The following is a 13,868-nucleotide window of genomic DNA, read 5'->3' on the forward strand; positions in this document are numbered from 1 at the left end:
GATTAGGAGCTGTGTCCTTGATAAATAAAGCACAAAAAAAAAGAGGCTATCCCAAAAATAGGGATAGCCTCTTTTTTTACTGACTATGGGGCCCGTACTTATTTTATGTTTCCATAAGATCTGTCGTGAAAATGGTAACGAACGTCGTCTGTTGCTTTCACAAGTTTGCTTTCAGTATCGATCACCATCACCGGCGGCGCAGAATCCGTACCCTTCATTGCGTTCCATTCTGGTTGCTCATCGCCATTAGGATTGCCCGTTTTGATGAAATTTGCAAAGTAATTCATAAAGGTTTTAGAGACTTTGTAGTCATCAGCAGTCCAAGCAAAGACATCTACTAAGGGTAGATTGCCCATAGCATATTCTATTTCACAAGCATGTGGTGCACCGATTGCTTCAGGAGCTTTTGGTCCATCTTTGATAGTGCCACCAGCAAGGCCAGCAGTTAAACTGGCATCCTTCATGGGTGGACGAAGCTTGCTATATAAATATCTGTATACAGGCTGATCAGAGTTTTTAGCATGTAGATCCAACCACTTCCAAGTCGAGTAAACTATAAATCTGTCAGCTGCCAAGTCTGTTGCTGATCTCTCCACTTCTTTCGCATCAGCATGAGGATGCAGGCTCAATACTTCCTCATAATCTTTAGGATATGTTTCTTTTACTTTTGCAATGAAAGCTTCCGAAGTGTAGGGCTGCCCTTGCATAAATGCCGCACCTGGGATCTCTGCCGAATTCCATCCGGCTAACAAAGGAACCATAGCCTGTTCCTTAGCTTCGAATATCTCTGGAAGAGTTTTTGGGAGGAAATATCCATCTAATACAACAGGAAATCCAAAGCGCTTGGACTCATTGTAGATGTCATAGACGTCTTTGGTTGAAAGTGCTCTGAGCTCTTTTATGCTTTTGAACCCTGCTTTTGTTGCGAAGTCAACTCCAATCTTTTCTGCTTCAGCTAGGGGAGTTGGTGCCAAAGTTGGGTTTATGCCCGCGCCACTTTCGCCAATAGCTCCAGCTATTAAACCTTTCGCAAGAGGAGATGCCATCTGATAACTTACGGAGATAGAACCAGCAGATTCACCTGCAATGGTTACTTTCTTAGGATCTCCTCCGAAAGCAGAAATATTTTCCTTCACCCATTGTAAGGATGCTAGTTGATCCATCAATCCATAATTTCCCGAAGCTTTGTAAGGAGATTCGGCACTGAGGTCGGGATGCGCAAGAAAACCAAAAACAGCTAATCTGTAATTTACCGTGACTACCACTATCCCTTTTTGAGCCATGGCTTCTCCATTGTACCGCGGTTCGGAGCCATCGCCCGCCACAAAACCTCCACCATAGAAATAAACTAATACGGGAAGATCTTTCGTGTTTCGATCTGCGGGAGTCCATACATTTAGGTACAGGCAATCCTCACTTATGCCATCAGATTTGAAATCCATATCGCCAAAAACCGGCGCCTGAATAGCTCTTGGGCCAAATCTTTTAGTTTCTTTAATTCCAGACCAATTGTCTAAAGACTGTGGAGCTTTCCAGCGAAGTTCACCTACTGGAGGCTTCGCAAACGGGATTCCGAAGAACTTTTGAATTCCAGTCTTGGTGTCATAAGATCCGGAAATCATCCCATTATTAATTTTGGTGTGCACTTCCAATGAATTGATGGTTTGGGAAAAAGCCGTGGAGACAATTCCAACTAAAAGTGCCAAAGTGAGAATCCGGAAAGATCTTAAGGTAGGTTTCATAGGGCTGTATTTAATGTTTCTTTGAGAAACAATAGTAATTGCTTATTTTCGGAAATCCTATTTCTTAAACTAGTATTCGATAGTTTTGTACATGCCTTTAGCAAAAGAAGAATACCTTCCAAATATTTCCTACGACTCGGTGATCTTTGGATTTTCGGGGGAAAAGCTCAAAATTTTGATTTTGGAGTATCACAATATGAAGACTTTCGCCTTACCAGGTGGATTTGTGAAAATTGACGAACCCTTGGACACAGCTGTAAAGCGTGGCTTGAGTGAGCGGACTGGATTGGATGAGCTTTACTTAGAGCAGTTTCGCACATTTGGTTCGATGGAGCGCTTTAGCTCTGAGGTGATGCGGAAGATTTTAGAAGAGCAAGGGCATGTAGTCGAGGATCATTGGCTGCTGGGTAGATTTATCACTGTGGCCTATTACGCTTTGATCAATTATGAAATTGTAGTGCCAACCCCAGATAAGCTTTCCGATTCTATCAAATGGTATGACTTCGATCAGCTGCCTTCCTTGATGATGGACCATAATGAGATTGTAGAAAAAGCACTCGATCATCTTCGTATGAATTTAGATCAGAAGCTTCTCAGCTTCAATTTGCTGCCTGAACGATTCACGATGAAGGAACTCAAGCAAGTGTATGATACTATCTTAGGAGAAACTCAAAATAGAGCAAATTTCCAGCGGAAAATGCTTGGACTAAATATCTTAGAAAGACATGAAAAGCTCTTTACTGGTGGTTCTCATAAGGCGCCTTTTCTATACAGTTTTAAGAAAGCGGAATAGCATTTATTCCTATATTTAAGATTAGCCTACCTTAATTCTATATTTTTCCAATAATCCAGGCAAACCATCCAGGTCAAAATTGGCTAGTCTTAACCTATTTCTTTCCGGATCTATTTTAAACTGAAGGCTATTTCTGAAATCAACTTTCTCAAGAATGGACTGATCAAAAATGGCCCCACTTAGGTCTGAACCTTGGAATTCTGACCCAGTCAAATCTGTTTGCGTAAAGTCTGCTTCTGTGAGTCGGCAATCAATAAACTTAGATTTTTTGATCTTCAAATTGTAAAAACTGCAATAGTCGAGCTGGCAATTTTGAAAGCTGAGTTCAAGTAAAAATGGGTTGCAGGTGTGGAAGTGAATTCCCAACATTTTACAGTTTTCGAATTTCACCTGTCGAAAAGGTACAGCAGACACTTTGAGGTTGCTAAGATCACAGGCTTTGAAAGTGCAATTTTCAAATGACACGCCTTTCAAATCAAGCGTGGAAAAATCACATTGCTCAAAAGTGCAGTGTTCATACTCTGCTATGTCCAGCGTTAATTGGGAATATTTGAGACCTTTATATGTTTGCTCTGAGAAAAAGGGCATTGTTAGATTTTTTGAAATATGATTATACTTCTTTGCCAGTAATTCTATTCTGCCAAATGGCTTCAACACGCCCGGCCACCAAGCCTAGATGGTAAAAAGGAAGAGAGAAAAAGTGTGGCTTCACCGCAATTTTCTCTCTTCCTCTATATTTAAAGTGACATGTCTTAATAGGACTAAGAACTTATTGAAATATTAAGCCACAAGACAAATATTTGAATATTAATCCCTAGCTGGTGTAATCATGATGTGTGCTCGATGTGTGCCAGGATCCATTATCCATGGCATTCCAGGTGTACTCGGTTTAAGTGGAAGACCAGTTAACTCTGCAGTCGCCCAAGGTAAGTACACTACATATCTTAAATATGTATTAGAAACTTCTCCAGTACTACTATTGTAATTTTCGGCATCTGCTGTTAATACAAATAGGGTGGATCCATCTTTTGGCATTTTCAATTTCCCACTTTTAGCTTCTACTTCTCTCATATCAAAGATTTCTCGGAATGTTTTCCCTTCTTCTTTGAGTTCTCTGCCTCGTACCATAAATGGCTCCAAATCTGATGCGTAACAAGATACACTGAAACCTTTTCCATTGGGATCATCGGCAAGGCAAATCATATTGTTTGTGCCTTTTCTCAGCTCTAACAACTTTCCATTTGTATCATAGCCCATTATTGTTGCATCCTGTTGCTTCTCCTCTGGCGCAGCTAATACCGCAGTTTTTATCTGAACTTCCTTGGAAGGAATAGTTGCATTCTGTGAAAAGGCCGGGAAAATAGCCAAGCAAATTACTAGTGTACTAAGGATGGTTTTCATTGGATTCGGGTTTAGTGTTGGAGTAATTTACGTTTTATCAGGAAGCTTGGCAACTTGAATTTTACTCTAGCCGATTACACTCGTCTTTTGCAGAGCTATTTTGCGTGCAGACTTAAAATAGGAATATTGCCCACTAGAAGCGAACTAGAAATTCAAAGACCAAATTCCTGCTTTGCCAGTAGAAGTCACAGAAAGGGTCTTATTGTTTAACAATGCTATTGGCTGACCAATAGAATTCAGATTCCATAGATCACCGCGGAAAAAAACAGACATCCCCACAGTGGCTTTTGTGTTTTTAATTTGAGAAGGTAAGCCATATTTTTCCCAAGCCTCTTGATTTTTTACTTCGCCAATTTCGCCTGTTTCAAATTTTAATGGATTCACTTTTCTATCAAATCCACTCCTTTTAGAAGTCATAGAATAATCGCCTGAACTAAAAGAAGAAACGATTATAATTTCCGCAGAATCCTTATTTGCATTTATATAGGCTTCTTCATGCCAGCTGTCGTCACTGAGTAAGATGGCCGTTTTCCCAAAGGGCAGCTCAAAAACGGGTGCGAGATTTGTATCAGCAGCAACTGTATATGGCAGCTCATTGCCGTTTGGAAAGGCTTTTAGAATAGGTTCTCCTATCACTTTTCCGTCAGGCCCAAATAGGAATGAAGCATTGTATAGCGGGCCATTAAGTTTCAAATAAATCTTTCCCTCTACGACGCTAGGTTCGGGCAAAATGATAGACCCTGCTGCAATGTAGGAGTTCGTTTCAATGGAAAGTTCACTGAATGTTTCGTAGTAAGCCTGTAGCATTTTTTTGGCTTTCATTCTGAAGATCGAAGACATTTCCTTGTTTTCTTCTTTTCCAGTCTTGAGATATCCCAAGAAGTAGTCGAACGCATTACTGTAAATTATAGTACTGATCACATCATTAATGGTCTCTTTTTCAGCTAGGTTGTGTTTCTCTTCCAGTAGAAAAAGCCAAGTTCCTATATACTCTGGATAGACCACTAAAGTGTTTTTCTTGATTAAGTCTTTATCCCTAGCAGCCACTAAGTATTGGCGAATTTTAAACTTGAAATTAGCCTGATTGAAATAATCCGAGACATCCATATAGGGCTGAATTCCAATGATGTTGCGCGATAGCGTATCGGAAGGGTTGATTTCTTCGATTACTGAAATATGACTTTCAGATTCAGGCAAGGGGGTATTTCTCCCAGAAAAGGACCATATGAGCCAAATAAAAACTGCTAGTATTAAAAGGGTAATAAACTTTCTGATCATTGCGCGAATTTAACGATAGCTTCAGTAGAAATCACCTAAAAAAAAGTAAAGTGTTGGAATCTTTATGTGGGACTGAGCACTAAAGTGTAAGGTTTTATAACTCTACTTCGAAACTCTGCCCTTTTTTAAGGTTTATGTCCATTTCGGAGCCATCATAATAAACCAGAATTCTGCCAGTTTTCCCCGCATGAATGCTATAGGTTTTAAGCTCTCCGTCTTTCCAAGTCATATCAATGGTATAATCACCTCTTGCTTTTATGCCCTTCACGCTGCCAGTATCCCAAGCTTTGGGAAGTGCTGGCAAAAGTCTAATCATGCCGGTTTCATGAGATTGTACGAGCATTTCAGCCACACCAGCCGTGTAGCCAAAATTCCCGTCAATCTGGAAAGGTGGATGTCCATCGAATAAATTTGGATAAAGAGACTGCGAAAGGAGCTTTTGAATGTGTTCATGAGCCATTTCTCCATCCAGTAATCTTGCAGAGAAATTAATCAGCCAAGCTCGCGACCAGCCCGTACCAGCACCACCATTGGCAAGCCTGAATTCCAGCGTTTTGCGCACTGCCGCAAATGCGGCTGGGGTTGCACTAGAAGTGATCGCATCCCCTGGGTGAAAAGCATACAGGTGCGACATATGTCTGTGCCCTTTTTCATTTTCCTCATAAGGCTGATCCCATTCCAAAATTCGCCCATCTTCACCAATCTGAACCCCAGGGCGCAGATTCTCCAATTGAACTTTTATTTTATCGCTGAGTGGCGTTGTTTTTCCTAGTATTTCTGAAGCTTTCAAATAATTATTGAATACATCCGCGATGATCTGCTGATCCATAGCAGCCCCCATAGTAGCGGCTACCTTGTCACCATTTGCATTGATAAACTGATTTTCTGGCGATGTTGAAGGGGAGGAGACCAAAGTTCCGTCAGTTGGATATTCTACTAGCCAGTCGGAGTAGAAAGCTGAGATAGTTTCTAGTGCTGGCAGTGCTCGCTCTTCGAGGAATTTCTTGTCTTGGGTAAATTGATAGTGATCCCAGTAATGTCTTCCGATCCATCCTCCAGCACCTATCCAGCTTCCCCAATATGCAGTTGCCGCGCGAAGAAAAGCTACCTGCCAAAGATCCGTCGTATGGGGAACCATAGACCCAGCCATATCAAAATTCTCTCGTGCAGCATTTTTGCCATTTTCTATCACTCCATCTATAAAATCAAAAAGTGGCTGATTTAAGTCGCTAAGATTGGTTACATCAGCTGGCCAGTAATTCATCTGCAGGTTAATGTTCACATGATAGTCTGCATTCCATGGTGCTGCGATATGCTTATTCCAAAGTCCCTGAAGGTTTGCAGGATTGGTGCCTGGACGGCTGGAAGAAATCAAAAGATATCTACCATAATCGAACAGAAGTTTCTCCAAGTGCAAATCCACTTCTCCATTTTTTACCCGCTCTATCCGTTGATCTGAAGCGGTGTCGTCCACTTTATCTTCACCTAGCTGCAAGCTCATGCGATCAAACCATGTTGCATACTCTTGTTCATGTCCATGGAGTATTTCTCCCCAGCTCTTCAATTGAATTTTTTCTAATTGACGATCGGCTTCTACTTCGAAGTCTTCATGATAGAATGACGTCTCCGAGACCAATTTGAGCATAAATTCTTTTGCTCCAGAAATAAATAAGGTAGAATCAGAAGTAGTTATTTCACCCGATTGATTTTGTGCGAATAGCAAAGTTCTAAATTTCACACCATTCAAGATCTCGATCGGCTTGGAATCCAACTGTCCACCACGCTGCGTGATCATACCAGACATTTCGAGCTGTCGGTCATTCAATGCCGTAGTTTTTGCTGTCGCAAAGCCATTATCCATAGGACGGCTCATAGTTATTTTGCCAGTAAAGCCTTTTGGATTATTGGTCTTAAATCGGATAATCAAGGCATTGTCCGGGGCGGAAGCAATGACTTCTTGGCTTACTTCAAATCCTTCATTAATAAATTGAGTGAGAACGGTGGCAGTTTCTAGATTTAGACTTCTTCTGTAATTTATAGGATTGCTAAAGTCGAAGTCAAACCATAAATCTCCCATCGTTTGATGAGATCGTGTGATCTCTTTCCTTGAGAATTTCAAGACCAAAAGGGAATCAGCTTTTTTGTTATCCCCAGCAAGTAACAATGCCCGAATTTGATCTAAATCTGCTCTTTTACCTTCTGCCAATCCCCAGTCATCATAGCCTCCTGGCCATAGAGAATCCTCATTGAGCTGTAGCTGCTCTTGGCCTGGTAAGCCCATGACCATAGCGCCTAGTCGTCCATTTCCTACAGGTAATGCTTCTTCCCATGCCTCTGCAGGTTGATTATACCAGAGGACTGACGAGGTTTGGGCTAAAGTATAATTGTATAGGGTGAGTGCAAGTGCAGCGCTCAGAAAGTACTTTTTCATGGGAATTTTGGGTCAAAAAATAAGATTACGACAATTCTTTGACGTCTTCAACCCTAAATGTTCCTTATTGACTCTTTACTTCATAAATACGGTGCTATTTGGACTTCAAATTAGTACTTGTAATGCTAAGATCTCTTCGATCTACACACATATAGGAAGCCTTATGGGCATGATTAGTTCAGTTATCTTTATTTAGATCCGGCGAATTTATTTTGAGGACAATATTCATCCCCTCTAAATAATCCCCGTCCGCTAGAGCCTTTATTTCAAATTTCAATTTGTCTGGATTCGAAATTGCCTCCATAAATTCCAGCTGCATAGGATCTACCTGAAGGGTATATTTTCCAGGCAGTAAACCGTAAGAGTAGAAACTTCCATCAGAGAAAGTTCGAATTACTTCTCCTTCAGTCTCGCCTTCTTTGAGCAAAATCAAGCGTAACCCACCCTGACCAATCAAGTCGCTGTCTTTTTCAAAGAAAACTGTGCCGTCAATAACACCTGTCTGATAAAGCGGAATATCTATAGCCCGGAATCGGTTTGGCTCAGCTATGAAATAGAAGCTCTTAATTTTTGGAGCGAGATTAGGATTTGGAAGTGCAGCGATATCTATGTCCAGTCGATATTTCCAATAGCTCTGCAACTGGGTAATGCGGAGTAATCCATCTGATCCTAATAGGATGCTGGCAGAGCGATCTAGACGAACTGCCTTTGCTGGTATTATCTCTTCACCTTCGTCAAAAATTTCATTTTCATTTGTGTCAACAAATAGACGAACAGTAACTCCGGAACGCGTGATTTGGTCACGATTACTAGGGATAAGGGTTTTCCCTGCAGGATCATATGCTAAGGAGCCACTGAAGGATTGCTGCGCTGAATAACCTTCTGTACGCTTGCTGAATTGAGAGGATGATCGAAGAGATTTGAAATCTATTAGAAACCCGACTTGAAATTGGGATTGCTTAAGGGCTAATTGCCGGTCATAGCCCATTGTAAATCTACCCGTTTTGAATAACGTCTGCGAAAGTAGAATGCTGATGGATTCAGATTGTTCTAATAGGGTTGAGTATCGGTATTGACCTCTCAAAAACATTCCTCTGACATAAACTGGAATTCCAGGGGTTCGCGGTAGGGTATAGGTTAAAGAAGTTGTGAGTAATCCAAATTGGTTTTGGGTTGGGTTTTCACTGATCAAAATACCTCTTCTGCCACCTCGGTAATTTACTCTAAAAACAACCCGATTGATTTGCGTATTGAAATCTACTTGGTAATTGTTTACTCCTTCTCCTGTATTAAACCAAATACGCTCACCAGTCAGACGAAACCCGCCAAATTTCCCGAACAATTTTAAAGGGAAAAATGTGTTTAGGTTTGCGTCACGTACCTGTCCTCTGAAGTTGAGGGCTGAATTAGGATTGTATTCCGTGTATTGTGCGTTTATACTTGTATTTGAAGCATAGAAAACACTTCCATTTGCTCGGTAATATCGATCTGGTAAAGCATCAATGTTTAAGAGATATTGCTGAAAAACCCGTGCAGAAAGTCCAAAAACCGGATAGATACTTTGATCTCCAAAGATTTCACCTTGATCTACTCCAGCTCTTACTGTTATGGCATTGGATAATCCGTATGCGATATCTGCATGGGTCACTAGATTTGTTCCCAAACTGTCAGAGGTGAACTGCGGGAGGCCAGATTGAAAATTATAGCCCACAAAGCCTTTTGGTAGAAAACTAAACGGAACCTGAATCTGCCGATCTTGGATGATTACTTCTCCCGTAGGGGTATAAACTCTGGTGCTCAGTCTTACAGTGCCGTAGGTGACCGGTGCATTGAATCTGTAATAGCCTACTTCGTTAGCCCTGGTAAAATCTACCAGTTGACCCCCGATAAGCAACTCTACCTCAGAATCTGGTGCGGTGGTTCCATCAATCACAAATGAATCTAATTCTAACCTCGGAATTACCGGATTATTAGTGATAGATACTCCGACTAAGTTTGCTCCATTTGTAAAACTAGTAGTGCTCACTTGACCTACAGAAATACTTGCCAAGCCAACATTCCGATCAGGCTGCAGGCCTCCGGGTAGCACATACCTCCATCTTACTCCTGCAAAGTTGCTTAGTAGATTTCCTTGATAATAGTTTCCTTGGTAGGTTCCTTGAAGATCACCTCCAAGTAGCTCCATTCCAGCATTGAAAGACACGCCTAGATTGTTTCCTAGGTTTGTATTAGTATAGGCCAAATTGTAATCAAATACGCCAAGACCAAATGTCTTACGGTTCCTTCCATAGAGTATTGGGATGGATGTTTCGCCTTGATTTTGGCGATTTTGAAGTTGCTGACGAATTGACTCTCTCTTTTTCCGCTCCTCTATTGGCAAAGGATTTATTGATTTCATACTCACACTGAGCGCATAGGAATTGACAGTGAAGGTGATTCCAAATACCTCATAAAAATAGTCGGGATGTAAAAAAAGGTCTAGCTCACCGATGTAGTATTTGTCTGCATTGAGCTTGCCAGTTTTCCCCTTGATGGTAAGCTCATTTGTGATCGGATCGATCAGCCAATTGTCATTTTTTGCAGGAAATGTCCCTTGAAGACCTTTTCCGGATGCTGTTTTATCAGTAGGAATATAGAAAAGACTCAAAACTTCGCCGAGTGGTAGGTACGCAACATCTCCAAAAAACAAACCGTTGAGGTATACATTTCCTACGGCTGGATAATTGAAATTTAGCAATACCTCCCCGTCCGGTTCTTTTTGTGCAAAAGCCGAATTGGCAGTGATGAGCATGGAGAAGATTATTCCCAAATACAAGGGGAAGATCTTGAGAACTTTCATTGGCTTGTCACCAAGTGGGTTTGATTTGGAAGGCGCCAGTAAGGAGACTTAGGGCTAGTTTATCCTAACAGCGATAATTTTAGTGATGGGCGGAGATTGAACCAAATCTGTGGAGGGAATATCACTTCTTCTAGTTTCATAAACCAGAATCACTGAGTAATCTCCTGAAGCAATATTTTCAGGCAATTTCAATTCTACTGCTCTTTTTCCTGAGAAATAAAGAGCAACTGTCTGACTTTGTTCGGCAACTGTTTCGTTTTTAGCATTTTTAAGCGTTGCCATTACACTTCCTATAAATGGTGAATTTCCAATTGTCTTGAAAGCAGGAACAACTCGGAGCACACCTTCAGCTTGGTCTATCTGAACATCTTCAAATTCTAATCCCGTAGTCACAGCGCCAACTTTTTGGAATGCAGCAATGACTTGATCAAATTTAAAGTTCACTCGTGTAGATACGCCTTCCTGTACAGTTTCCTCTACATTCGCAGTTTGGGCATTTGATGTGATTTTCACTCGGGTGAAATAAGTGCCAGCTGCTAAGGAACGATCAGGTCTCACTTGTAATCGAACAGTTTGTTGCTGCTGAGGTGCCAAAATAAACGTCCTTGGAAATGCTCTTATTCGCTCATCAATCCCAAATAGTTTGGCTCGAGTACTATCCGAATACATCATAGTGAGATTTCCTTGCTCATCATTACCTGGATATCCAAACATAAAACCCACATTGATTTCTTGCGGGGTATCTCCAGGATTGGTGATAAAAACAGAAGCTATCCCATTTTGATCAATAAAAATGGTAGTTGGGGCGATCGAGACCTGACCAAAAACCAGATCATTTTTTGCCAGAGCAATAAAGATCAGTAGAACTAGTAGAATTTTCTTCATGGGAACTTTTAGAATAGCCGGCAGGAATCCCTGCCGGCATTGATTTATTTAATTGTATTCAACATCAATATTGAAAGTGCCAGTATACGTGCCTGTGGCCTGGCTAACCAAAGTAGGAATTATACCACCTACCCATAGGTAATAATGTCCTAAAGCAAGTGTTACTTGTGATCCACTAGGAACAGCTGTTGCTGTTTCTTGCTCAGCATCGGTTTCTGCTCCAACTACTTCTGGAGTCATAGTCATAGTAGCAGGGATTACGTCAGCGTTAGAAAGGGTAACTGTCGCATCATAGCTTACGGTTACATCTGAATTTGCACCGCCCAATTCAAATTTTGCCACATTGGTCACCGAACCAGTGTTTGCATTTGCCGTACCATTTGCATCCAAAACTACTGCAGCAGGTGTGTTAGCTGAAAGTGTTCCAAATGCTATTTCATTTTGAGTTGCATCTAAAGCAATTGTCAAGTCAGCTAAAACAGTAGCTGAGGCAGGCGCACTTGAAGTTTTCTGAGCATTTGCCATGATTCCTAAGCCCATTACCAAAGTAATAGTTAGGATAGATTTAATTGTTGTTTTCATTTGTTTGTAAATTAGTTAATTGTAGTGTGTTTTTGTTTTTGTTAAAATTGAATTGATTTTACTTTTGTTATCTTTTTTTCATAAGCATGAATTTTTATATTTTATTCGGACAAATGGTTACAGGTACAACTCTTTGTACTATTCTTTAATGGGTGTTAAGGAATTTTATGTTATTTTTTATTCATACTCATTTCATACATACAATAAAGTTATTTATATAATGAAATAAACGGGTGGTGTTATTGTATGTAAATTAATGTGTATTATGGACAATAAAATGAGTTTCATTACATTCATATTTTTTGTATAAATAAACAATATATTTTAATACAAAAGTGAAATTTATTAATTGGATAGTAAATGTGTAATTAATTTCTAGGGATATTCTATTCTGATTTCTATTCCTCCTGTCATGGGAAGTCCTAGCCAAGCTGACAATGCCAGTGGGCGAGGATTCATGAGACGGACCAAAGTGCCAGATTTATTCGTTATTACTGCTTGACTACCATTGTGAAGTCTATAGGATTCTTCGAAATTTGACGTACCGTTATTTAGAAAGTAGAACTCTAATGCAGGCTCGATAAGCCTGTCTGGATACTTAATATCTACCATGAAAACCATATTCTCAAGAACGTTGATCTCGATCCAAGTTATAGCCTTAGATTTCTCCCAAGAGCCCCCTTTCATCGGGTCAACAACTTGTGAATTGAATGTGGCTCCTCCAGGGATTTTTAGTTTGATAGTAACAAACTGAGCCTGAGCAGCTCCAAATGAAAGCATCAATAGCACTAGCATACCTATTTTGAACGCATTCCTAATCATAGCTTGTGAAGGAAACATTAATTGTGATTTGTGCAGAGTAATTACCAGCCGGCACTACCCCCACAGGTCCTAAACTGCCATAGATGTAGATGTAAGCAGAACTCTTACTTCGTACTTCCGCTCCAGTTAGAGGTGAGGGGGGAGGGCCTGGTGCACCAGCCGCTCTTCGATTCACCGGAAAGGTGACATTGGTAAAGCCAACAGGCAATTCAATCGCACCAGCTTTTCCAGCTAATTCGTTTCCCGGCATCATGTTATTGTAAGCCACTTTTACCTGAAAAGGAATAGTTTTCAATGGATCATCATCAAATGTCAAAAACAATGGTGCGTCCACATCTACAGTCAAATCAAAGTTTTCAGGTGCTTCAATTCGAAACGCTATGGCTTGGTTATCAACCAAATTGATAACTACACTTGTGCCCGAAGTGATGATTGGTTGTTTAAGATTGAAGCTTAGTTCAGGGGCTGCTATGACAGAGTTCAATACAATATCATCGCTACCTGTCCAAGTACTGAAACTGATTCGCTGCGCCATGGCTGCCTGCGAAATAAAGCAGAACAGGACTACAAGAATCTTGCAGAATCGGTGAATAGGATATATAGCGCTGATACTCATTAAATGTATTCGAGTTCTATGGTGAATTCTGATTGGTATACCCCCGGTAAAGCAGCACTTAAATCTAGATTGGCTCCAAGCCAGACAAACAACAAACCTTTTTTGCTTAATACGACATTAGCCTCGCCTAAATCAAGTAGCGTGCTTTGAATCTGAAGATCCTCAAAAGCAGCACTCAGGTTGTATTCTGCCTTCACTTCTCCGATTCCTTCATTGGATTCTACTAGGGTTTCTCGTTGGAGAAAAGTGATTCGGATCCTTGCATTTGGATTTCCAATTATTTTGAACATTCCCGCAAAAGGACTTCTCATTGGGGATACCAAAATCATGTTTTCTTCAACTAATGGAGCGATTAAATCTATATTTCGGATGGTTAACATCTGAAGATTGTCTGTCACAGTAGCCGTTGCATTTACACTCAAGGTGGCCTTACGTGTATCTGCTATTGTTTGCGCCATACTTGCCCTAAAAAGGCAGGT

12 protein-coding genes are annotated in these 13,868 nt (G+C 40.7%); 1 reads left to right on the plus strand and 11 read right to left on the minus strand.

What is annotated here, in order from left to right; translation table 11 throughout:
* Positions 1-98 precede the first annotated feature (98 nt).
* Positions 99-1,742: a carboxylesterase/lipase family protein gene (locus BVH02_RS16800; RefSeq protein WP_086502633.1), complete on the minus strand. Its 1,644-nt coding sequence runs from the start codon at positions 1,740-1,742 to the stop codon at positions 99-101.
* Between the two features lie 91 nt (positions 1,743-1,833).
* Between BVH02_RS16800 and BVH02_RS16805 the strand changes: the two genes are divergently transcribed.
* Positions 1,834-2,535 carry an NUDIX hydrolase gene (locus BVH02_RS16805; protein ID WP_086502634.1) on the plus strand — a complete coding sequence of 234 codons (702 nt, stop codon included), beginning with the start codon at positions 1,834-1,836 and terminating at the stop codon, positions 2,533-2,535.
* Positions 2,536-2,556: 21 nt separating this feature from the next.
* Here BVH02_RS16805 and BVH02_RS16810 read toward each other — a convergent pair whose 3' ends face one another.
* The 10 genes from BVH02_RS16810 to BVH02_RS16855 form a co-directional block, all read right to left on the minus strand.
* On the minus strand, positions 2,557-3,123 hold the full coding sequence (locus BVH02_RS16810) for a pentapeptide repeat-containing protein (RefSeq protein ID WP_086502679.1): 567 nt from the start codon (positions 3,121-3,123) through the stop codon (positions 2,557-2,559).
* Between the two features lie 219 nt (positions 3,124-3,342).
* The gene (locus tag BVH02_RS16815; protein WP_086502635.1) at positions 3,343-3,936 is read right to left on the minus strand and encodes a hypothetical protein; all 594 of its coding nucleotides are present in this window, start codon (positions 3,934-3,936) and stop codon (positions 3,343-3,345) included.
* Between the two features lie 144 nt (positions 3,937-4,080).
* Positions 4,081-5,214 carry a carbon-nitrogen hydrolase family protein gene (locus BVH02_RS16820; protein ID WP_086502636.1) on the minus strand — a complete coding sequence of 378 codons (1,134 nt, stop codon included), beginning with the start codon at positions 5,212-5,214 and terminating at the stop codon, positions 4,081-4,083.
* A 94-nt stretch (positions 5,215-5,308) separates the two neighbouring features.
* The gene (locus BVH02_RS16825; RefSeq protein ID WP_086502637.1) at positions 5,309-7,645 is read right to left on the minus strand and encodes a glycoside hydrolase family 95 protein; all 2,337 of its coding nucleotides are present in this window, start codon (positions 7,643-7,645) and stop codon (positions 5,309-5,311) included.
* Positions 7,646-7,823: 178 nt separating this feature from the next.
* Positions 7,824-10,484 (minus strand): fimbria/pilus outer membrane usher protein, encoded by a 2,661-nt coding sequence (locus BVH02_RS16830; protein ID WP_223271899.1) that lies wholly within the window; start codon positions 10,482-10,484, stop codon positions 7,824-7,826.
* Between the two features lie 54 nt (positions 10,485-10,538).
* Complete coding sequence (locus BVH02_RS16835) at positions 10,539-11,369, minus strand: fimbrial biogenesis chaperone (RefSeq protein ID WP_086502639.1); 831 nt, start codon at positions 11,367-11,369, stop codon at positions 10,539-10,541.
* A 48-nt stretch (positions 11,370-11,417) separates the two neighbouring features.
* Positions 11,418-11,951, minus strand: coding sequence for a DUF4402 domain-containing protein (locus tag BVH02_RS16840; protein WP_086502640.1), 534 nt, complete (start codon positions 11,949-11,951; stop codon positions 11,418-11,420).
* 375 nt (positions 11,952-12,326) lie between these two features.
* Positions 12,327-12,791 carry a hypothetical protein gene (locus tag BVH02_RS16845; RefSeq protein ID WP_086502641.1) on the minus strand — a complete coding sequence of 155 codons (465 nt, stop codon included), beginning with the start codon at positions 12,789-12,791 and terminating at the stop codon, positions 12,327-12,329.
* On the minus strand, positions 12,766-13,389 hold the full coding sequence (locus BVH02_RS16850) for a hypothetical protein (RefSeq protein WP_086502642.1): 624 nt from the start codon (positions 13,387-13,389) through the stop codon (positions 12,766-12,768). The genes BVH02_RS16845 and BVH02_RS16850 overlap by 26 nt, the downstream gene beginning before the upstream one ends.
* Positions 13,389-13,847 (minus strand): hypothetical protein, encoded by a 459-nt coding sequence (locus tag BVH02_RS16855; RefSeq protein WP_240507452.1) that lies wholly within the window; start codon positions 13,845-13,847, stop codon positions 13,389-13,391. Before BVH02_RS16855 ends, BVH02_RS16850 begins: the two co-directional genes overlap by 1 nt.
* Positions 13,848-13,868: the final 21 nt, after the last annotated feature.

It is taken from the genome of Algoriphagus ratkowskyi, from assembly GCF_002150505.1.
Lineage (GTDB): Bacteria > Bacteroidota > Bacteroidia > Cytophagales > Cyclobacteriaceae > Algoriphagus > Algoriphagus ratkowskyi.

Excerpts from the sequence above, each read along its gene's own strand:
- BVH02_RS16800 (WP_086502633.1), bottom strand. The coding sequence starts at position 1,742 with ATGAAACCTACCTTAAGATCTTTCCGGATTCTCACTTTGGCACTTTTA.
- BVH02_RS16805 (WP_086502634.1), top strand. The coding sequence starts at position 1,834 with ATGCCTTTAGCAAAAGAAGAATACCTTCCAAATATTTCCTACGACTCG.
- BVH02_RS16810 (WP_086502679.1), bottom strand. The coding sequence starts at position 3,123 with ATGCCCTTTTTCTCAGAGCAAACATATAAAGGTCTCAAATATTCCCAA.
- BVH02_RS16815 (WP_086502635.1), bottom strand. The coding sequence starts at position 3,936 with ATGAAAACCATCCTTAGTACACTAGTAATTTGCTTGGCTATTTTCCCG.
- BVH02_RS16820 (WP_086502636.1), bottom strand. The coding sequence starts at position 5,214 with ATGATCAGAAAGTTTATTACCCTTTTAATACTAGCAGTTTTTATTTGG.
- BVH02_RS16825 (WP_086502637.1), bottom strand. The coding sequence starts at position 7,645 with ATGAAAAAGTACTTTCTGAGCGCTGCACTTGCACTCACCCTATACAAT.
- BVH02_RS16830 (WP_223271899.1), bottom strand. The coding sequence starts at position 10,484 with ATGAAAGTTCTCAAGATCTTCCCCTTGTATTTGGGAATAATCTTCTCC.
- BVH02_RS16835 (WP_086502639.1), bottom strand. The coding sequence starts at position 11,369 with ATGAAGAAAATTCTACTAGTTCTACTGATCTTTATTGCTCTGGCAAAA.
- BVH02_RS16840 (WP_086502640.1), bottom strand. The coding sequence starts at position 11,951 with ATGAAAACAACAATTAAATCTATCCTAACTATTACTTTGGTAATGGGC.
- BVH02_RS16845 (WP_086502641.1), bottom strand. The coding sequence starts at position 12,791 with ATGTTTCCTTCACAAGCTATGATTAGGAATGCGTTCAAAATAGGTATG.
- BVH02_RS16850 (WP_086502642.1), bottom strand. The coding sequence starts at position 13,389 with ATGAGTATCAGCGCTATATATCCTATTCACCGATTCTGCAAGATTCTT.
- BVH02_RS16855 (WP_240507452.1), bottom strand. The coding sequence starts at position 13,847 with ATGGCGCAAACAATAGCAGATACACGTAAGGCCACCTTGAGTGTAAAT.